The 20,498-nt window shown below is 61.6% G+C and carries 18 protein-coding genes; 12 read left to right on the top strand and 6 right to left on the bottom strand.

Going from position 1 to position 20,498, the window contains the following annotated elements; genetic code table 11:
- Positions 1-70: 70 nt before the first annotated feature.
- The 7 genes from AC07Y2_RS18645 to AC07Y2_RS18615 all read left to right on the top strand — a co-directional run bounded on the left by AC07Y2_RS18645 (position 71) and on the right by AC07Y2_RS18615 (position 7,850).
- Entirely contained in the window at positions 71-406 is a 336-nt protein-coding gene (locus tag AC07Y2_RS18645; protein WP_039766553.1) for a YceK/YidQ family lipoprotein, read from the top strand.
- A 172-nt stretch (positions 407-578) separates the two neighbouring features.
- Complete coding sequence (locus tag AC07Y2_RS18640; protein ID WP_007952261.1) at positions 579-2,336, top strand: carbamoyltransferase family protein; 1,758 nt, start codon at positions 579-581, stop codon at positions 2,334-2,336.
- Positions 2,320-3,450: a glycosyltransferase gene (locus tag AC07Y2_RS18635; protein WP_103386572.1), complete on the top strand. Its 1,131-nt coding sequence runs from the start codon at positions 2,320-2,322 to the stop codon at positions 3,448-3,450. The genes AC07Y2_RS18640 and AC07Y2_RS18635 overlap by 17 nt, the downstream gene beginning before the upstream one ends.
- Complete coding sequence (locus AC07Y2_RS18630; protein ID WP_103386573.1) at positions 3,450-4,346, top strand: antimicrobial resistance protein Mig-14; 897 nt, start codon at positions 3,450-3,452, stop codon at positions 4,344-4,346. The genes AC07Y2_RS18635 and AC07Y2_RS18630 overlap by 1 nt, the downstream gene beginning before the upstream one ends.
- A gap of 8 nt (positions 4,347-4,354) precedes the next feature.
- Entirely contained in the window at positions 4,355-5,800 is a 1,446-nt protein-coding gene (locus tag AC07Y2_RS18625; protein ID WP_103386574.1) for a PIG-L deacetylase family protein, read from the top strand.
- Complete coding sequence (locus AC07Y2_RS18620; RefSeq protein WP_103386575.1) at positions 5,797-6,951, top strand: glycosyltransferase family 4 protein; 1,155 nt, start codon at positions 5,797-5,799, stop codon at positions 6,949-6,951. The genes AC07Y2_RS18625 and AC07Y2_RS18620 overlap by 4 nt, the downstream gene beginning before the upstream one ends.
- A 14-nt stretch (positions 6,952-6,965) precedes the next feature.
- Complete coding sequence (locus AC07Y2_RS18615; RefSeq protein ID WP_103386603.1) at positions 6,966-7,850, top strand: glycosyltransferase; 885 nt, start codon at positions 6,966-6,968, stop codon at positions 7,848-7,850.
- An 18-nt stretch (positions 7,851-7,868) separates the two neighbouring features.
- On the opposite strand, the gene AC07Y2_RS18610 is transcribed toward AC07Y2_RS18615, so the two are convergent.
- A complete protein-coding gene (locus AC07Y2_RS18610; RefSeq protein WP_085667713.1) occupies positions 7,869-9,086 on the bottom strand; it encodes an acyltransferase family protein in 1,218 nt (405 codons plus the stop codon).
- Positions 9,086-10,948 carry a bifunctional O-antigen ligase/aminoglycoside phosphotransferase family protein gene (locus AC07Y2_RS18605; RefSeq protein WP_103386576.1) on the bottom strand — a complete coding sequence of 621 codons (1,863 nt, stop codon included), beginning with the start codon at positions 10,946-10,948 and terminating at the stop codon, positions 9,086-9,088. The genes AC07Y2_RS18610 and AC07Y2_RS18605 overlap by 1 nt, the downstream gene beginning before the upstream one ends.
- Before the next feature lie 154 nt (positions 10,949-11,102).
- Between AC07Y2_RS18605 and msbA the strand changes: the two genes are divergently transcribed.
- The 4 genes from msbA to hldE all read left to right on the top strand — a co-directional run bounded on the left by msbA (position 11,103) and on the right by hldE (position 15,974).
- On the top strand, positions 11,103-12,905 hold the full coding sequence (gene msbA, locus AC07Y2_RS18600; protein WP_039766570.1) for a lipid A export permease/ATP-binding protein MsbA: 1,803 nt from the start codon (positions 11,103-11,105) through the stop codon (positions 12,903-12,905).
- Between the two features lie 233 nt (positions 12,906-13,138).
- Complete coding sequence (locus AC07Y2_RS18595) at positions 13,139-13,843, top strand: sulfotransferase family 2 domain-containing protein (RefSeq protein WP_103386577.1); 705 nt, start codon at positions 13,139-13,141, stop codon at positions 13,841-13,843.
- Positions 13,836-14,447 (top strand): adenylyl-sulfate kinase, encoded by a 612-nt coding sequence (cysC, locus tag AC07Y2_RS18590; RefSeq protein ID WP_039766574.1) that lies wholly within the window; start codon positions 13,836-13,838, stop codon positions 14,445-14,447. The genes AC07Y2_RS18595 and cysC overlap by 8 nt, the downstream gene beginning before the upstream one ends.
- 102 nt (positions 14,448-14,549) lie before the next feature.
- Positions 14,550-15,974, top strand: a complete 1,425-nt coding sequence (gene hldE, locus AC07Y2_RS18585) for a bifunctional D-glycero-beta-D-manno-heptose-7-phosphate kinase/D-glycero-beta-D-manno-heptose 1-phosphate adenylyltransferase HldE (RefSeq protein WP_039766576.1) — start codon at positions 14,550-14,552, stop codon at positions 15,972-15,974.
- Positions 15,975-16,040: 66 nt separating this feature from the next.
- Here hldE and AC07Y2_RS18580 read toward each other — a convergent pair whose 3' ends face one another.
- The 4 genes from AC07Y2_RS18580 to AC07Y2_RS18565 form a co-directional block, all read right to left on the bottom strand.
- Positions 16,041-17,009, bottom strand: coding sequence for a metal ABC transporter ATPase (locus AC07Y2_RS18580; RefSeq protein ID WP_074689616.1), 969 nt, complete (start codon positions 17,007-17,009; stop codon positions 16,041-16,043).
- A 31-nt stretch (positions 17,010-17,040) separates the two neighbouring features.
- Positions 17,041-17,853, bottom strand: coding sequence for an aldo/keto reductase (locus tag AC07Y2_RS18575; RefSeq protein ID WP_103386579.1), 813 nt, complete (start codon positions 17,851-17,853; stop codon positions 17,041-17,043).
- Positions 17,850-19,025, bottom strand: coding sequence for an NAD(P)/FAD-dependent oxidoreductase (locus tag AC07Y2_RS18570; protein ID WP_103386580.1), 1,176 nt, complete (start codon positions 19,023-19,025; stop codon positions 17,850-17,852). Before AC07Y2_RS18570 ends, AC07Y2_RS18575 begins: the two co-directional genes overlap by 4 nt.
- Positions 19,026-19,152: 127 nt before the next feature.
- The gene (locus AC07Y2_RS18565; RefSeq protein WP_007952237.1) at positions 19,153-19,485 is read right to left on the bottom strand and encodes a DMT family transporter; all 333 of its coding nucleotides are present in this window, start codon (positions 19,483-19,485) and stop codon (positions 19,153-19,155) included.
- Positions 19,486-19,588: 103 nt separating this feature from the next.
- Between AC07Y2_RS18565 and AC07Y2_RS18560 the strand changes: the two genes are divergently transcribed.
- Positions 19,589-20,491: a LysR family transcriptional regulator gene (locus AC07Y2_RS18560; RefSeq protein ID WP_039766582.1), complete on the top strand. Its 903-nt coding sequence runs from the start codon at positions 19,589-19,591 to the stop codon at positions 20,489-20,491.
- Positions 20,492-20,498: the final 7 nt, after the last annotated feature.

Genomic DNA, 20,498 nt, shown 5'->3' with positions numbered 1-20,498 from the left:
CCGGAAGCCATGAACTGCCCCTCGCAAAACCCCGATGCTAGTTTGCCCCGACGTTCCCGGAGGGCAAATCTTGACCATCAAAAACGCTATCACGATCGGCGCATTATCCCTGGCACTGTCCGGCTGCGGCACCGCCGTCACGGTGTTGCAGGACGACGACGGCGCCACGCGCGGCCTGCGCAAACAGAAGACCTACTGTCAGTCGATTCCGCGCATCTACAGCGGGCTTGCCCATGATTTCTGCCTGCTGCACGCGCCGCCCGATCCTACCGGCATTCTGGTACCGGTCGTCCTGCTCGACCTGACCCTGTCCGGTGTGTTCGATACGGCTTTTCTGCCGTACACGATCTATCGCCAGGCGGTGGACGGGAATATCAGTGTTTATTGGCGACCAAGCCGTGGATAGTCCCATGGACAAGGGTTCTGTGGGTTGAACGACATGGGGCAATTCGCGCAGGGTCATTCCCGCCACGTTTACGCTATAATCCCGCCCTTTAGCTGTCTCTCGCCCGGTGCGAGGGCACATCATTTTTCAAGGCGCATCGCGCCTGAATGCAGACTAAAGAGGCTAGACCCCTGTGGCATTGACGATTCTTGGCCTGTCCGGCGCCCTTAGCCATGATCCTTCAGCAGCCTTGTACATCGACGGCAAGCTGGTCGCGGCGGCTGAGGAAGAGCGCTTCGTGCGCGATAAACATGCAAAGAACCGCATGCCCTACGAATCGGCGAAGTTCTGCCTGGAGCAGGCAGGCATCAAACCGTCCGACGTAGACGTGGTCGCGATTCCGTTCGCTCCGATCAGCATTTTCGGCAAGGCCCGCTGGCAGTACGCCAAGCGTTACTGGTACGCCCCGGACCGTGCACTCGACGCGATCCTGATGGGCAACCGTCGCTACAAGCGCTATCGCAACAAGATCGTCTGGTGTCTGGAGCAACTGGGCTTCGATCCGAAGAAAATCAAGATCGAGCCGGTTGAACACCACTTGGCCCACGCTTCCAGCGCCTACCACTGCTCGGGTTTCAAAGAGAAAACCGCGATCCTCGGCATCGACGGCAAGGGCGAGTACGCCACGACCTTCTTCGGTTATGGCGAGAACGGCAAGATCCACAAGATCAAGGAATTCTTCGATCCGGACTCCCTCGGCGGCCTGTACGGTGCGATCACCGAGTTCCTCGGTTTCGACATGCTCGACGGCGAGTTCAAGGTCATGGGCATGGCGCCGTACGGTGACGCCAGCAAATATGATTTCTCGCGCCTGGCTTCGTTCGAGAACGGCGAGCTGGTGATCAACACCGACTACGCCAACGTGATCGGCCTGCGTCGCTATAAAGAGAAGGGCAAGGGTTACTACTTCTCGCCGAAGCTGATCGAGTGGCTGGGTCCGAAGCGCGAAGGCGATATTGCCGACGAGCCGTACATCCATTACGCCGCCAGCATTCAGGCGCTGTTCGAAAAAATCGCGCTGCAGATGATCGACTACTACCTGGGCGACGTGCTCAAGGAAACCGGCAAACTGGCCTATGCCGGTGGCTGTGCGTTGAACGTCAAGCTCAACCAGAAAATCATCGCCCGTGATGACGTCAAGGAACTGTTCGTACAGCCTGCCTCCGGCGATGCTGGCACCGCAGTCGGCGCAGCAGCTTACGTGTCCAACGCCCGTGGCGTGCCGGTCGAGAAGATGGAACACGTCTACCTCGGCCCGTCGTACAGCAACGAAGACGTGATCGCCGCGTGCGCCCGTCACGAGAACAAGCCGACCTGGCGCAAGCTCGACAACATGCCGGAGCAGATCGCCAAAATCATGGTCGATGGCAACCCGGTGGCCTGGTTCCAGGGCCGCATGGAGTTCGGTCCGCGTGCACTGGGCGGTCGTTCGATCATCGGCTGCCCGAGCGTGGCTGGCGTGGCTGACCGCATCAACCACCAGATCAAGTTCCGCGAGCGCTGGAGGCCTTTCTGCCCGTCGATGCTCGACACCGTTGCGCCGCAGATGATCAAGATCGATCACCCGGCACCGTTCATGACCTTCACCTTCGAAGTGGCGGAAGAGTGGAAGACCCGCGTGCCGGAAGTCGTCCACGAAGACGGTACGTCCCGGGCCCAGGTGCTCAAGCGCGAATACAACCCGCGCTACTACGACATGATGAAGGCGCTGGAAGTGCTGACCGGCAACGGCGTGTCCCTGAACACCTCGCTCAACCGCCGCGGTGAACCGATGATCTGCTCGCCGACCGATGCCCTGAACATGTTCTTCGGCTCGGATCTGCAGTACCTGATCATGGAAGACATCCTGGTGGTCAAAGAAGGCGCAAACGCTTATGACACGCTCGGCTGAACGCCATGTGCTGCAGTTCTGTCACGGCTATGACGGGCCGTTCCTCGACTGCGCGCGGCAGTACGCCAGCCTGTTCGCGGGCACCGGTTATCGGGTCACCACGGTCTTTTTGACCGGGGCTGCCGATAGCGAGGTGGCCGCAGCCTGCGCCTCCGATGAAGTGTTGTTCATGGAATACAGCTCCAAGGCCATTCGTGGCTTGAAGCTGGGCGCCATCGGCGATCTGCGCAAGATCGCCGCTTCACGCAATTTCAGTTTCTGCATCGCCCATCGCTTCAAGCCGATCTACATCGCCTTGCTCGGCACTTCGCTGCCGGTGATTGGCGTGCATCACGCGTTTGGCGATTACAAACGCGGCTCGCGCAAACTCTTTGCGCAGATTTTCCGCAAGCGTTTGAGCCTGCTCGGCGTGTCCGATGCAGTGCGCGACGACATGCGCCGTTGCCTGCCGAAATGGCCGGCGGCGCGCATCCAGACCCTCTACAACCGCATCGATGTCTCGGCGTTGCAGATGAGTCAGGTGTCGGCCCGTGAAGCCCGCGAGACCCTCGGTCTGTCAGCGGATGCGTTCATTGTCGGCAACGTCGGTCGTCTGCACCCGGACAAGGATCAGGCCACGCTGCTGCACGGTTTTGCTGCGGCATTGTCCGGTCTGCCGGCCAACAGCCAACTGGTGATTCTCGGCAAAGGGCGTCTGGAACAAGACCTCAAGGAACTGGCCCGTGAACTGGGCATCGGTGATCGCGTGTTGTTCCTCGGCCAGGTGCCGGACGCACGCAATTACTTCCGGGCGTTCGATGTGTTTGCCCTGAGTTCCGACCACGAACCGTTCGGCATGGTGCTGCTGGAGGCCATGGCCGCCGGCGTGCCGTTGCTGGCCACGGCGTGCGGCGGGGCGAAGGAAGTGGTCGAAGGCGTCGGAATCCTGTTTCCGCTGGGTGACGCCGAGCATCTGGCCCAGGGCCTGAAACATCTGGCCGGTATGGACGAGCAGCAGCGTCGTCAGTGCGCCGAGATGATGTTCGACCGCCTGCGCGAGCGTTTCTCCGACCGCGCCGTACGCGACACCTTCTGGCATTTGCCGCAAGTTACCGATCTGGCACCGAGGGGCTGATGCTCAACCGATTTCAAGGCTGGCGCGAACGTGGCTGGTCGCCCGTTGACGCCTCAACTTATGCACAGGCCTGGCAGCGTTTTGGCGGCAGCGTCGCGACTCATCCCATGGTCGTCGAGCGTCTGGCGGATCTGGCCGGCATCCCGGTGCGCTATCTGGCCTGGGAGCAGCAGGGCGAAGTCAAAGCCGCGATCCCGACCTGGGGCCGCGACCTGGCCTTGTCCAAGGACGTGCTCAAGCGCAACGGCAAGAAAGGCTTGTTCGACCTGGGCAACGCCGAGCTGATCCTGCCGGCCGCCGTTGATGCCCAGGCCCCGCTGCGCCATCGCGGACGCTACCTGTCGGCGCTCAACGAAAACCGCTTCAGCGGCCTCAAGTTGCAGACCGAACAACTGGCCATGGCCCGTACCCCCGAAGAACTGTCGAAGAAGTTTCGCTACAACCAGCGCCGTGAACTGCGCCTGCTGGAAGAGGCGGGCGGCGTGGTGCGGCCGGTCAGCGACTTCTCCAGTGCGGAGTTGGCGGCGATCTACTGCGACCTGTTCCAGCGTCGCTGGGGTTTCCCGGCCACTGGCGCGGCACGCATGGCCGAAGTCATCGAACTGTTGCGCGAGCTGTTGATCGGCTCGGTGATCTTCCTCAACGACGCACCGATCGCCATCCAACTGGTGTACCGCGTCGAAGCCCCGGAGTGGATCAGCGTCGAGTACATCAACGGCGGCGTCGACCCCGAAACCCGTGAATTCAGCCCCGGCAGCGTCCTGAGTTTTCTCAATACGCAAAGTGCCTGGGAGCAGGCGCGGGCACTGAACAAGCCGCTGCGCTTTTCCTTCGGTCGCGCCGACCGTGAATACAAGGATCGCTGGTGCAATCCTGTGCCGGTCTTCACCGTATGAGTCAGCCCATGAGCCGCAAACAGCAACTGCTCAAACGTCACCGGCGCAATAAGCGCATCGGCCTGCTGATCGCACTGATCGTGTTGATCATCCTCGGCGTGCTGGTGGCCTGGTGGTTGCCGCTGGTGCTGGCGGTGGTCGGCTGGATTGCCCACGAAGCGTGGTTCGCCGATCACCTGTTCTATTCGCCGAAAGACGATTACCAATACAGCTTTCCGCCGTTCACTCCGCAGCCAAAAGTGCATTTGAACGGTGAGCAATTGCGCCTCGACGAGGGCGTGATGCTGGTGGACGACGCCACGCTGATCCTCGCCGTGAAGGTCAAAAGCAGCTTCCTGGGACGCTTCTTCGACCCTCGGGTCGAGCTGGCCGGTGGCACAAATCCCGATGTGCAGACGTTCGAGCGCGGCGTCAACGGTCTGCGTTATCTGAACCTCAGCGGGCAGGCGCAGGCCTTGTCGCAGGGCCAGTTGCGTCTGCGCGGGCGCTTTTGCCGGGTCTCCGGCGAGCCGATGCTGTGGGCGCTGGAGCAACCGGACTACCGTCAGCAGCGGGTGATGGTCATCGCCCCTCACGCCGACGATGCCGAACTGGCCGCCTACGGACTGTACAGCCAGGCCAAAGAAGCCTGGATCGTGACCCTGACCGCCGGCGAGATCGAAGCCGAACACTATCAACAGATGGGACTGAACAAGGTCGACGCGGCGCGTCTCAAGGGCCGCTTGCGTGCCTGGGACAGTCTTGCCGTACCGCGCTGGGCCGGGGTACCGCAGGAGCATTGCGTGCAGCTCGGTTACTTCTGCCTGCAACTGGCGGCGATGCAGGCTGCGCCGAATCAAACAGTTGGCTCGCGGGAAGCCGATCTGAGCGACACACGCCTGTTCCGTCAGCTGAATCCGTTTGCCTTGCCCGGCGATGCCGACGGCGCGCCGACCTGGAACAATCTGCTGGCCGACCTGCGTGATGTGCTGTTGCGTGCGCGCCCGGATGTGATCGTGCTGCCGCACCCAACGCTCGATCCGCATCCCGACCATATCTGCGCCCAAGAGGCGGTGCTGGAAGCCTTGCGCGGTCTCGATTACCAACCGACGCTGCTCGGTTACGCCAACCATTTGCATGACAACGACCGTTGGCCGATGGGCGACAGCGGGCAGGGCATTGCCCTGCCGCCGACGTTCGATGCGACCCTCGCGATGCAGCCGCTGTGCCTGCCGCTGTCGATCGAACTGCAGCGGGACAAGGCCATGGCGCTGGGCATGATGCATGACCTGCAGCCACCGGCGCCGTTCAAGCGTCGCCTGCGCCGGCTGTTTCAGCGACTGCTGGCTGGTCGGCGTCCATCGGTCTACGGCGAGAACGAATTTTTCCGCAAAGCGGTCAGACGCCAGGAGTTGTTCTGGGTACTGAAGCAGAGCGAAACAGGCGCGACGGGATCGCACCGGGGAGAGGTATGAGTCAACGCGCAAAGGTGCTGCAGCTGCAGCCCGATTACAACGTCAAATCCCATGATTTCGCCGACCTTGCCGAGCAAATCGTCAAGGCGCTGCCGACCGATCGTTACGAAGTGACCGCCGCCTTCCTGCGCGGTAAACCCGGACCGGGCGAGGCGGTCAGCCGTGCCGACCGTTCGGTGTATTTCGAGTTTTCCGACAAGTCCCTCAAAGGCATGCGCCTGCGGGCGATGTGGCAGCTGTACAAGTTCTGCCGCCGGGAAAAGTTCGACGTGGTGATCTGCAACCGCTTCAAACCGGTGAACATGATGCTGACGCTCAACCGCTGGTTGAAGGTGCCGTTGTGCATCGGTATTTCTCACGGCTTCGGCGAGTACGACCGCTTCTACCGTCGTCGCCAGACTCAGCGCCTGATCGACCGCCACTGGCGTTTCGTCGGCGTTTCGCCGGCGGTCAAACAGTACCTGCTGGACTGCGATTGCGGTTTCACTGACCAGAACACGTACGCGATCACCAATGCCATCGACATCGAGCAGGCCGAGGGTTTGCAGCACAGCCGCGAACGTGCGCGCGAATTGCTGGGGATCGATCCGAAGGTGCGCCTGATCGGTGCGCTGGGGCGGCTGGTGTCGGTCAAGGGCCACACTTACCTGTTGCAGGCCTTCGCCCAACTCAAGGAAAAATACCCGAACACCCAGCTGGCCATCATCGGTGCCGGACGCCTGCAGGCGCCTCTGGCCGCCGAGATCGAACAGTTGGGACTGAGCGGCCGGGCGCACCTGCTGGGCTTCAAGGAAAACGCCCTGCAATACGTGCGCGCGTTCGATATCTGGACCATGCCGTCGCTGGCCGAAGGTCTGGGCCTGGCCTTGCTGGAAGGCATGAGCGGGCACCTGCCGGTGATCGCCTCGAACGTGCCGGCCATGCTGCCGCTGATCGAAGGTGCCGGTGGCCTGTCTATCACCCCCAAGGACGTACCGAGCCTGGTGGCGGCGCTGGACACCTACCTCGCGCTGTCGGATGACGAGCTCAAGGCCAAGGGCGAGCAGGCCTACCGCTATTTGCAGGAACAGCACGACATCGAGGTTTTCCGCCAGGAATACCTGAACCTGATCGACTCCGGCCTGGAGCAGGCCCGCAAGGAACAGCCATGAGCGATACAAGTGCCCTGAGCGGTGCCCAGCCCCTGGTCACCGTCATCATCGCGTCCTACAACCACGGGCCGTACATCGAGGAAAGCATCCTCAGTGTCATCAATCAGACCTACCGGAACATCGAGCTGCTGGTGATCGACGACGGTTCGAAGGACGACAGCGTCGAGCGCATCAAGGCCTTGCAGGAAAAGCACGGCTTCGATTTCCGGGTGCAGCAGAACCAGGGCCTGACCAATACGCTCAACGGCGCCATCGCGCGGGCCAAAGGCAGCCTGATCGTACCGTTCGGCTCCGACGACATCATGTACCCGGACCGGATCGCCACCCAGGTCGCCTATATGGACGGCAAACCGGAAGTGGGCATCTGCGCCGGCAACATCGAGCTGATGGACGCCGACGGCAATCTCTATCCGGAAAAGCGTCAGCGCCGGGACGTGCCGTTCCGGCGCCTGGATTTTGATGACATGTTCCTGGAGCGCAAACCGTATCCGCCGGCGCCGACCCTGATGATCCGCCGTGAGGCGCTGGACAAGGTGGGCGGGTTCGACCCGACGATTCGTCTTGAAGATCTGTACATCGAGCTGAAAGTGACCCGCGCCGGGTACTTCATCGATGGCCTGAACGTGGTGATGGCGCGCTATCGCAAGCACGCCACCAATTCCTACAAGAACCACCGTTTCATGATCGAAAACATTCTGCGCACCTATGCGCTGTTCAGCGATCATCCGCTGTACGACGAAGTGCGCTACAAGTCGCTCAACTCGATGTTCCTGAAAACCGCCAACCGCGATCGCAAACTGGCGCGGGAGCTGCTGGCGCAGATTCCTTTCAAGGCCTGGAACAAGAAGACCTGGCGCGGTTTGGGCCGGTTGCTGTTCTCGCCGCTGGAAAAGGACTGAGGTCGTTGTCGCTCGCGGTCAGCGAGCGACTTTTTCCGACAGTTTCTTGCTGCCTTTCTGACGCTGGCGAATCCATTGCACCACGTTCCTGCCCGCATTCATGCCGGGTTGCTCGATGTAAAGGAATGTCGCGCTGCTGATCAGAATCAACAGGCACGTGCAGGCAGCCATCAACGGCAGGTAAACCCAGGTCTCACGGGCATCGAGGTCCAGCGCCAGCGGCAGGCGCTGAACCATCAGCCAGAGCACGAAACCATGGAGCAGGTAAGTGCTGTAGCTGATCTCCCCCAGCCAGCGGATGCTGCGCGGTTTCAAGGCGCCGAACAGGGTGTTGCCCGAAGCCACGATCACAAAAAACAGCGACAGCAGAAACAGCGGAGCGGTTTTGAACGCCCGGTTGAACACGGTGAACGCCAATGCCAGCGCCACCAGGGCAATTACGCTGGCCAGCGTCGTGCGGCTCCAGGCCACCAGCTGCGGGCGCCGGACCCAATAGGCGGCGGCAATTCCGCCGAGAAAACTGGCCAGGAAATGCTTCTTGAGCGAATGCTCCCAGCCGACCAACTGGTACAGCGCGTAAATCCCGATCAGGCACAGCACTACTTGCAGCCAGTTGCCGCGATAGACGAATACCAGGGCCGCCAGTGGCAGCGCCAGATAGAAAAACACTTCATAGGCCAGCGTCCAGGTGACGTTGGAGATCAGCATGCCGGTTTGCGGATACTGGTTGACGTCGGGGCGATCGAACGTCAGCCACAGCAGGCCCTGTTTGAACAGCTGTGACACCGGCTCCTTCAGTTGCCAGTCCTGCAGGTAGAACACGGTGACGAACACCGCCAGCATCAATGGCAGATACAGCGGATACAACCGGAACACTCGCGAAATACCGAAGGCCAGCCAGTCGTGCTGACGGCCCTGGGCCAACAGACGACTCCAGAACAGAAAACCGGTAATCATGAAGAACAGGGCCACGCTGCCCTGGCCCAGCATCGAGTAGAAATTGCTCGGCGGAAACTCGAACACGCCCGTGCGCAGAAAGATCCAGGTAATGATCGAGTGATGCACGAATACACCGAATGCCAGATAGCCGCGCAGGCCATCGATGCTGGCATAGCGGCTTTCACCCGAATGCTGCAGATGGCGTGCGATTTTCGGCACGGCCCGCAGCAGCAACGCGGCGGTGACGGTGGCCAGCAGATAGGCGGCCGGCGCAATGAACGGACTGGTCTGAATCATCAATGAACCCGAGCCGGCGTGTTGCCGGCCAGCACTTGCCTGTGCAGATTGTCTACGGCGGATTTCGACGCCGTTACGGCGTACCCCTGGAGCAGCGCTTCGAGGTGATCCTCGAACAGCCAGCGTTTGTCGACGGTGTAGCGTTGCATGTGGCGCAGATTACGCTGGCGCAGTGACAGGCTGAGGGGTGAAGGGTAGATCCGCAGGTCGGCCAGATCGATCAGCCCGAACTCGCCATCCTCCAGCACCAGCACATTGCCCAGATGCAGCGAGCGGAAATACACACCCTGCTCATGCAGGCCGGCCATGAATTTGCCAAAACGCTCCACCAGCGCCTGTCGCACGGCCGGCGCGGTGATTCCCTGCAAGACCTGGCGCAGGGTATGGCCTGGCAGCGGCGTGTAATGTACGGCACTGCTGCCGTCGTCGAGGCGATACAGGTTCAGCACCTGGGGCGTGGGAATGCCCATCCGGCGCAACTGCTCGCTGTTGACGGCAAACCGCTCGGAATACGGGTTGAAACTGCCCGAGGTATACCAGCGGCGGCGGCGAAACAGCTTGAGAAAGCTGCCATCGGACAGGCGCAGCACCTTCGGCCCCAGGCCGTCCTCTTCAATCACCTGAGCGTCAGTACTCAGCTGTTGCAGCGCGGATGCCGAAAGCCTCCGGACCGGCATTGTCAAAAGGCGTCGGGCACGCTGATTGATGCTCAGGGCTGCAATCAGTGCCAGCGGAATCCACAGCAGGAACCAGTGCTCCTTGGGTCTCGAGATGATCCCGCCACCCTCGGTCAGTCCGGCACCGATGCCGAAGACCAGCCAGGTCGAGGCGATGATCAGCAGCGGCTGCACGCGCTGGCGCCAACTGCTCAGCAACCCCCAGGCCTGAAAAAACAGCCAGGGCAGCATGCCGAGGATGCCGACGTAATAAAGCACGCCCAGCGCAAAACTGTGCGGTTCCTGAAAGTTGTAACCGACACCCGGGTCAATCGCCAGTGCTGCGTTGTAGCCGTGGCCGATCCATGGGTGTTCGGCGATTTTTTCCAGGGCTTGCTGCCAGATTTCGAAACGGTAGGAGTCACCGCGTTCGATGATCATCTTCGAGAACAGCACCGACACGGCTGCACCAGCGACCGCCAATGTCCCCAGCAGCACCAGCGAGCGTCGGTTCCAGCAAATCAGGCTCAGCCACAATGCCGCCATGGTCAGCGCCACCAGCGGGGTGCGCGAGCCGGTCCCGATCACGGCCATGAACATGATCAGCATCGCGGGGATGCTGAGCCAGTACAGCCGGCGATTCTTGCAGGTCATGCTCAGGCTGAGCCAGTAGGCGCAGAAAAATCCGAACAGATGGGAGCTGAGCAACGGGTTGTCAAACGCGCCGCCGCCGATCAGGCGCTCGCCGGGTGCAGAGTGGAGCACGAATGGAATCAGGAAAATGATCGTTGCGACCAGGGCCACCAGCGCGGCGCCGAACAGTAATGGCGAAAGAATGTCGCTGCGGTAACGAACCAGCAGGAAACACCCGGCGAACAGCATCAGGGTATGCAGCGGGGGTTTGAACATGCCGCCTATCGGCTCCCCCTGCGGCCCCCAGCAAAGGCTCAGCAGTGCCCAGGCGGCAAACAGCAGCAACGCAATGAATACTGGCTCACGCAGCATTTCCTTGAGTTCCCTGGGGCGCAGGCACAGTGCAATCAGCGTCGGAATGCTGAACAAACCGTAAAACAGCTTGTGATGAATACTGCGACCCGGCAGGAAAAACAGCGCGCACAAGAGCAGGAAGTAGCCGACGGGAAGTATCCACAGGCTGATGAAATCGAAAATTCGATTGGACGTACTGCTGAAGCCGCGAAGTTGCATGCTGAGAGATTCAATCCTGAAGTTGATCGGCCATTTCGATGATGGCTATTTGACGCTGAAAAAGACGCATAACAATAACAGCCTTTGGCCGATTGCCAGAACCCTGAAGAAGCTGTGCTAAAGTCAGCGTCCTTTTTATCGACTTTCGCGTGATATGACCGACTCCAGTCCCGCCGCAAGCCCTTCGAGCTTGAAAATCTACTTCCGCCTGCTCGGCTATGTCCGGCCGTACATCAGTCTGTTCCTGATCAGCATCGTCGGTTTTCTGATTTTTGCCTCGACCCAGCCGATGCTCGGCTACATCCTCAAGTACTTTGTCGACGGTCTGTCCAATCCCGAGGCAGTACTGTTTCCCACCGTGCCTTACCTGCGCGACCTGCAACTGCTGCAGGCCGTACCGCTGCTGATCATCCTGATCGCCGCCTGGCAGGGGCTGGGATCTTATCTGGGCAACTATTTCCTGGCCAAGGTTTCCCTGGGCCTGGTGCATGACCTGCGGGTACAGCTCTTCAACAACCTGCTGGTCCTGCCCAACCGTTATTTCGACAAGCATAACTCCGGTCACCTGATTTCGCGCATCACCTTCAACGTGACAATGGTCACGGGGGCGGCAACAGATGCGATCAAGGTCGTAATCCGTGAAGGCATGACGGTGATCTTCCTGTTCGCCTCCCTGCTGTTCATGAACTGGAAGCTGACGCTGGTGATGGTTGCGATCCTGCCGCTGATCGCCGTGATGGTGCGCACCGCCAGCAAGAAATTCCGCAAGCAGAGCAAGAAAATCCAGCTGGCCATGGGCGACGTGACCCACGTGGCGTCGGAAACCATTCAGGGCTATCGCGTGGTACGCAGCTTTGGCGGCGAAGCCTACGAGGAAAAGCGCTTCCTCGATGCCAGCCAGGGCAATACCGACAAGCAGCTGCGCATGACCCGCACCGGGGCTATCTACACGCCGTTGCTGCAACTGGTGATCTACAGCGCCATGGCGATCCTGATGTTCCTCGTGCTGTACCTTCGCGGCGACGCCTCGGCCGGTGACATGGTCGCCTACATCACGCTCGCGGGCCTGCTGCCCAAACCGATCCGTCAGTTGTCCGAAGTCAGTTCGACCATCCAGAAAGGCGTGGCCGGGGCCGAAAGCATTTTCGAGCAACTGGACGTCGAGCCGGAAGTCGATACCGGCACGGTCGAGCGCGACTCGGTCAGCGGTCGCCTCGATGTACGCAACCTGAGCTTCACCTATCCGGGCACCGAGCGTCAGGTGCTCGATGACATCAGTTTCTCGGTCGAGCCGGGGCAGATGGTGGCGCTGGTGGGGCGTTCGGGCAGCGGCAAGTCGACCCTGGCCAACCTGATCCCGCGCTTCTATCACCACGACAAGGGCGAGATCCTGATCGACGGTGTGGAAGTCGAGCAATACAAGCTGCTCAATCTGCGTCGCCACATTGCCCAGGTCACCCAGCACGTCACGCTGTTCAGCGACACCGTGGCCAACAATATCGCCTATGGCGATCTGGCAGGGGCACCGCGCGAAGACATCGAAAAAGCAGCGCGTGATGCCTACGCGATGGACTTCATTTCGCAACTGCCCGAAGGCCTGGACACTCAGGTCGGCGAGAACGGCGTGCTGCTTTCCGGCGGCCAGCGCCAGCGTCTGGCGATTGCCCGGGCCTTGCTCAAGAACGCGCCGCTGCTGATTCTCGACGAGGCCACCTCGGCCCTCGACACCGAATCCGAGCGACACATTCAAGCCGCCCTGGATCAAGTGATGAAGGGCCGTACCACGCTGGTGATCGCTCACCGTCTGTCGACCATCGAGAAAGCCGACCTGATTCTGGTCATGGATCAGGGCCGGATCGTCGAGCGCGGCACCCACGACGACCTGCTGGCACAGAACGGCTACTACGCCCGTCTCAATGCCATGGGTCTCGACGCCCCGGCCGAAGACATCGCCTGATCCCCCGGAAAACCCTGTGAGAGCGGGCCTGCTCGCGACAGCGGTGCAACAGTCAACATCAATGTTGAAGGTGCATGCGTCATCGCGAGCAGGCTCGCTCGCACATTCATTTGTATCCAGTCCTTTACCCTTCTTGACCAAACCGGCATAAAACCGGCCGTCGCGCTTGTTAAGGTTCCTGAACGAACTCTGACTTCAATCGAAGGGGCCATCCTCTTCGCGCGGGTGCTGGCATGCTGCAACGTTATCTGTGGAAATTGCTGCCCAAGCCGCAGCGGGCCTTTCTGCTGGGGCGCCTGTCGGTGGTCGACCGGCAAGTGGTGAACAAGTCGATGTCGGCCAGTCTGGCGTTTCCCGCTGCCTTCGAGCAGCGCGACTGTCTGTTTATCCACGTGCCCAAATGCGCCGGCAGCAGCTTGTGTGCGGCGATGTTCGACGGCTGGCGTCCGGGACACTTGCCGTTGTACTGGTACGAAGAGCAATTTCCCGAGCAATATGCCGCCGCCTACAAGTTCGCCTTTGTGCGCGACCCGCTGGAGCGCGCCTATTCGGCTTACGCCTTTTTGCATGGCAACACCTTGAGCGGGCGCGATCATGCCGCTCAGCAGATGGTTCGGCAGTATCGGGATTTTGATGACTTTGTCGCACGCTGGCTGCACCCGGAGACGATTTCGCGGCAGCTGCACTTTGCTGCGCAAACCGACTTTCTCACCGATTCACTGGGGCATCTGGCCCTGGACTTCATCGGTTACCAGGAGCATCTCGAGCAGGATTTCAAACAGGTCTGCGAGCGCTTGGGGATGGTGTGTCAGTTGCCGCACGTCAACAGCTCCCGGCAGCGCCAACCGCGGAAGGCGCGGGAGTTCTGCTCGGCGCGAACCCGTCGGCTGGTGCGTCGGGCCTATCAGCGTGACTACGAGTTGCTCGGTTATGAATGAGGCTCTGCGCAGTCTGGCGACACTGCCTGTCATCAGCCCCTATAGCCTTGCGCTGTCTCGCCAGGCGCGAGCCGCGCTCAAGGGGCAGCGGCCGCGTTGCCTGTGGCTGACCGGACTGTCCGGCGCCGGCAAGTCAACCCTGGCCAATTCGCTGGACCTGCACTTGCATCAGTTCGGGCTGCACACATTTCTGCTCGATGGCGACAACGTACGCAACGGATTGTGTCGTGATCTGGGCATGGACGATGCCGGCCGCCGGGAAAACATCCGGCGCATGGCGGAAGTCGCCCGGCTGATGGTCGATGCCGGCCTGATTGTCATCGTCGCAGCGATCTCGCCATTTCGTGCCGAGCGAGACGCTGCGCGGCAACTGTTTGCCGAGGGCGACTTCATCGAAGTGCATGTGAGCACTTCGCTCAAAGAGTGTGAGCGTCGTGATCCTAAAGGCTTGTATCAGGCCGTACGTCAGGGCCGTATCCAGCATTTCACTGGTATCGACAGCCCTTACGAGGCGCCGTTGGCGGCGGAGTGCCGGATCGACACGCAAGCCCTCGAGTTGAGCGAAGCCTGCGAGCGGTTGGCAACTTTTCTGCTTAAAAAATGAGCAAAAAAGCCAGCTGTTTCATCCTGTTGCAGCCACCGCACAAGCCTTCGCCAACCCTGTGTTAATATCGCGCCCCTGTTCATTTTGTATGTGGGTTGCTCCATGAAGTTGTCCATGCCGCGATTCGATCAAGCCCCTGTCTTGGTGGTCGGCGATGTCATGCTCGACCGTTACTGGCATGGTGGTACCTCACGGATTTCCCCTGAGGCGCCGGTTCCTGTCGTTAAAGTCGAGCAAATCGAAGACCGTCCGGGCGGTGCCGCCAACGTTGCCTTGAACATTGCCGCGCTGGGTGCGCCGGCGTCGCTGGTCGGTGTGACCGGTGACGACGAAGCCGCCGACAGCCTGAGCAACAGCCTCAAGGGTGCGGGCGTGCGAGCCTTGTTTCAACGCATCGCGCACCAGCCGACCATCGTCAAGCTGCGGGTCATGAGCCGGCACCAGCAATTGCTGCGTATCGACTTCGAAGAACCGTTCGCCACCGACGCCCTGGCCCTCGGCGCGCAGGTCGATGATCTGCTCGAAGGCATCAAGGTGCTGGTGCTGTCCGACTACGGCAAAGGTGCCCTGAAAAACCATCAGGCGCTGATCCGGGCCGCTCGTGCCAAAGGCATTCCGGTGCTGGCCGACCCGAAGGGCAAGGATTTCTCGATCTACCGTGGCGCGAGCCTGATCACCCCGAACCTCAGCGAATTCGAAGCCATCGTCGGCGGTTGCGCCGATGAGCACGAGCTGGTGGCCAAGGGCGCGACGCTGATGCATGACCTGGATCTCGGCGCGCTGCTGGTCACCCGTGGCGAACACGGCATGACCCTGCTGCGTCCGGATCATCCGGCCCTGCATTTGCCTGCGCGGGCCCGTGAAGTGTTCGACGTGACCGGTGCCGGCGACACGGTGATTTCTACCTTGGCAGCCGCGATTGCTGCCGGTGAAGAACTGCCGCACGCGGTAGCGCTGGCCAACCTGGCAGCGGGCATCGTGGTCGGCAAGCTGGGTACGGCGGCGATCAGCGCCCCGGAACTGCGTCGCGCCATTCAGCGTGAAGAAGGTTCCGAGCGTGGCGTGCTGGGGCTGGAGCAACTGCTGCTGGCAGTTGCCGATGCCCGGGCGCACAACGAGCGGATCGTGTTCACCAATGGCTGCTTCGACATCCTGCATGCCGGCCACGTGACCTACCTCGAGCAGGCGCGAGCGCAGGGCGATCGGCTGATCGTCGCGATCAACGACGATGCTTCGGTCAGCCGCCTGAAAGGGCCGGGCCGGCCGATCAACAGCGTAGACCGGCGCATGGCGGTTCTCGCCGGTCTCGGCGCGGTGGACTGGGTCATCAGCTTCGCTGAAGGCACCCCGGAAAACCTGCTGCGCGAGGTCAAGCCGGACGTGTTGGTGAAGGGCGGCGACTATGGCATCGACCAGGTTGTCGGCGCCGATATCGTCAAAGCCTACGGCGGCACCGTTAAAGTGCTGGGGCTGGTGGAAAACAGCTCGACCACGGCGATTGTGGAAAAAATCCGCAAGTCCGAGTGATGCAAACATATAGACCGCGCCTGCGACGACTCTCCGGAGTTACTCGCAGGCGCGGTCTTTTGCCGTTCAGGAATTCACTTTCTTGCGCGGCACGATCTTCTTCAGCAATTGCCTGGCCTTGCCGCGCAAGCGCGCCAGCCCCGTGTCCTTGGGTGGCGGCGTCAAACCCTGCTGGCGCAGCCAGTCTTTCCAGCGAATCCGCTCATCGCGCACCAGCCAGCCGTCCTGCCGGGCGAAACTTTCCGCCAGATAAAGACCGCGAGTGCCCGCCGGGTACAACTGACCTTTCTTCAGCGTATACAACTCAGGCAGCGGTTCGCCGTCCTGCAACGGCATCAAGTACAGATCGGGGCGCTTGCGGTCGAGCCGGGCGACCAGTTGATCGCCTTCCAGTCGTTCATCGACATGGAACAGGCTGAGGTTCTTGGCTTCCTTGGGCACGTCCAGCCGCAGGTCGTAGATCAATTGCAGGGACGCGGTCGGCAAGTGCACGTAAGCCCTCGGCCGTTCGAGCAATTGCAGATTGGCGCAGCGCACCGGCCGCGCCGAGCCGGACAGCGGCGTCAGGCGAAAGGGCAGGGCCTCGCGATAATGCAGCGCCGATGAGTACGGCGCCGGCAGCCAGGTGTCGTTGAAACGCCCGCCGAGCCAGCCTTCCGGTGTTTCCAGCAGGCATTCTTCGGCAATCTCCTGGATGGCCGTGTGCAGCGGGATATTCAGTTCATGCGCCGGTACGTAGCCGGAGATCAGTTTGAGCACCACATCACCGCGATCCTGCCGCCGCTGGCGTACCAGCACCCAATAATCGCGATTCTGCCAGTGCAGGGTCAGGCGCACCGAGACGCCGAGGTTGGCCAGCTCCAGCGCAAAGCGCTCGGCATCGGCCACGCTGACCGGCTTGCGCCGCTGCAGGGTCTGGGCGAAATTCAACGGCATGCCCACGCTCTGGTAGGTCAGGCCTTCCGGCGTGGCTTCGACGAACAGCGGCAGCGTCTTGAAGTTGCTCGGGTTCTTTCTGATGAGCGTACGCGGCATGTCGGCTCCTGCTTAAGGCCGCGAGGCGGCGTCAGTGACCACGAAGGACCTGGGCAACGGTCGCAACGTTGTGGGCGAGGTGCAGCGGATTGATCGTCCCGACAATGGCACTGGCCACGCCGGGCTGGGCGAACAGCAACTCGAAGCTGGCGCGCACCGGATCCACGCCGGGACTCAGGCACACATGACCGCTGGCCAGGGCCTTCTTCACCAGAATGGCTTTGCCGTGGGCAGCAGCATAGTCAATGACCGCCTTCTCGTTTTGTTCGTTCAGATTGTAGGTGACCATCGCGCAGTCGCCTTGCTCCAGTGCTTTGAGGCCACCGTCGACGGTTTTGCCGGAAAAACCGAAGCCGCGAATCTTGCCCTCGGCCTTCAGCGCCGCGAGGGTTGCGTAGACTTCGCTGTCGTTGAGGATCGCCAGATCGTTGCCATCGGAGTGCACCAGCACCAGGTCGATAAAATCGGTTTCAAGACGTTGCAGGCTGCGCTCCACCGACATCCGCGTGTGAGCGGCGCTGAAGTCGTGACTCGACTGGCCGTCGACGAATTCTTCGCCGACCTTGCTGACGATCACCCAGTCCTGACGCTGACCGCGCAGCAGTGGGCCGAGGCGTTCTTCGCTGCGGCCATAGGCCGGGGCGGTGTCGATCAGGTTGATGCCCAGCTCCCGCGCCTGCTTGAGCAGCATGCGCGCAGCGTCGTCGTCGGGGATCTGGAAACCGTTGGGATATTTCACACCCTGGTCGCGGCCGAGTTTGACGGTGCCCAGGCCCAGCGGCGAGACCAGCAGCCCGGTGCTGCCCAGCGGGCGATGCAAATCGTGCAGGGTCGGCAGGCTCATGGCAGCAGTTGCTCCCAGGCGGGAACGCCCATCGGTGGTTTTGGCAGCTCGGGCAACGGAGCTGCGTGGCTTGGCTGGATGCCGTCGCGTTCCAGGGAGGCAATCACCCGGTCAGCGAAGTCCGGGGCCAATGCGAGCTTGGTTGGCCAGCCGACCAGCAGGCGACCTTCTTCGGCGAGGAACGCGTTGTCCGGGCGGGTAAGACCGGTTTGCAGCGGTTCGGCGCGATCGACGCGCAGGGTCGCCCATTGCACGGTGCTCAGGTCGATCCATGGCAACAACTGGCCAAGTTCTTTCTGGGCGGTGGCGATCTGTTCGGCCGGCTCACGGGCCACGCCTTCGGATTCGGCAATGTCGCCGCCCAGATACCAGACCCACTGACCGTCAGCGGCAGGGTGGGTGGTCACGGTGATGCGCGGTTTGGTGCCGCCACCGAGGCAGTGCGCGTACAGCGGCTTCAGGCCCGGGCCCTTGGCGATGATCATGTGCAGCGGCCGGCGTTGCATGGCCGGATGAGTCAGGCCCAAAGCAGTCAGCAGGTCGGCGGTACCGGCACCGGCGCTGAGGACGATGCGCTGGGCACGAATCTCACGGCCATCGACTTTCAGACCGACCAGCACACCGCTTTCCAGTAACGGCTCGATGTCGTGGCCGGCGAGCAGACCGTCACCCGACAAATCCGCCAGACGCTGGATCAGGCTTGGCACGTCGATCACCAGCTCGGCGAGACGGTAGACCTTGCCCTTGAAGCGTTTGTCTTGCAGGGCCGGCGGCAGTTGATCGCCCTTGACCTGATCGACCCGGCCACGCACCGCTTTGCTGGCGAAGAAACTGGTCAGATTGCCGGCCAGTGTGCCCGGCGACCACAGGTAATGGGCTTCGGACAACAGGCGCACGCCGGTCAGGTCCAGTTCGCCGTTGCCGGCCAGGGCTTCACGCCAGCGGCGCGGCATGTCGGCGATGGCTTCCGAGGCACCGGTCAGCGCACCGTGCAGCGCGTACTTGGCGCCGCCGTGGATGATGCCCTGGGACTTCACACTCTGCCCGCCGCCGAGGCTGGCACTTTCCACCAGCACGGTCGAGAAACCCTGGCGACGCAGGCGCGCGTTCAGCCAGAGACCGGCGACACCCGCGCCGACAATCAGCACGTCGGTGGAAATTGGAGATGGCATGCAACGACCTCAAGGCTCAAATAAGCCGCAAGTTTCAAGCTTCAAGCTGCAAGCTGCAACCCGAAGGGGAAAAATCGGCTTGGCTTGGCTTGGCTTGCAGCTTGTGGCTTGAAGCCTGTCGCTGCTGTTAATGGCCGGCGGTTTTCGAGAACAGTTGAATCACCACCACGCCGAGCACGATCAGCGCCATTCCGAGCATCGCCGGGATATCTAGCTTCTGCCCGTAGATGAACAGCGCCGCGACACTGACCATCACGATGCCCATGCCGGCCCACACCGCGTAGGCCACGCCCACCGGCACGCTGCGTACCACCAGGGTCAGCATCCAGAACGCAATGGCGTAGCCGACGATGACCAGCACCAGTGGCAATGGCGTGCTGAAGCCTTTGACGGCTTTCATCGAAACGGTCGCGATCACTTCGGCACAGATGGCGATGGCCAGGTAGACGTAAGCGTTCATGTTCAAATCCTCGTGTGTAGCATTGCTTTCTGAGGCGGCATTCTAGTGACTCCCCAGATGGGGTAAAGTCATTACCTATCTGTTTAAGAGATGGGTTGGCCTGATGAGCATGCAATGGAATCTGGAGCAGTTGCGGGTGTTTGTCGGCGTTGCCGAGCAGCGCTCGTTTTCCGCCGTGGCACGTCAGCAGCGTAAGGCACAGTCGGCGATCAGCAGCGCGATTGCCATGCTCGAGGACGACCTCGGTGTCAGTCTGTTCGAGCGTAGCAGCGGCCGTCAGCCGAGTCTTACCGAAGCGGGGGAGGCGTTGCTGGAGGAGGCGCGTGAAGTGTTACGCCAGTGCGAGCGCCTGAACGGCCGGGCCGTGGCCATGATGCGCGGGCAGGAAGCGCAGCTGCGGGTGGCCCAGGATGAGGCGATGCCCTATCAGGCGCTGGTGGAAAGCTTCGCCGCCCTGGCCGAGCAGTTTCCCAGTCTGGAAGTCCAACTGACCAGCGCCGCCCAAGGTGAGGTTTCACGCAAACTGGTGGAGCGCCGGGCCGATCTCGGGCTGCTGTTCTATCACGATGAAATCCCTGAAGCGCTGGAGCGCCGGGTGCTGGGCAGTGTGGAAATGGTCACGGTCTGCGGCGTCAACCATCCCTTGGCAGCGCAGGCTTACGTCACCTGCCAGCAACTGGCGCAGCATCGGCAGTTGTTGATGTCGACCCAGACCAGCATTTATCCCGGCAACGAACCGGCCAGTCCGCAGGTCTGGCGCGCTGACAGTTTCTACGTGATGGCCGAATGGCTGGTGCGTGACCTCGGCTGGGCCTGGCTGCCGCGCCACGTGGTGCAGTACTCGGCGTATCAGGGCCTGATGGTGGAACTGGACAGCGAATGGACGCCGCCGGCGCTGGTGGTGGAACTGGTCTGGCGCCGTGATGAACCGCTTGGACCGGCGGCGCGCTGGCTGGCGGAGCGATTTGCCATACACCTGCGGGCGATCGGCGGCAAAAGCCGATAAACTCCGC

The sequence above is a fragment of the Pseudomonas sp. GW456-12-1-14-TSB6 genome, assembly GCF_059424205.1.
This window is presented reverse-complemented; position numbering and strand designations above follow the sequence as displayed.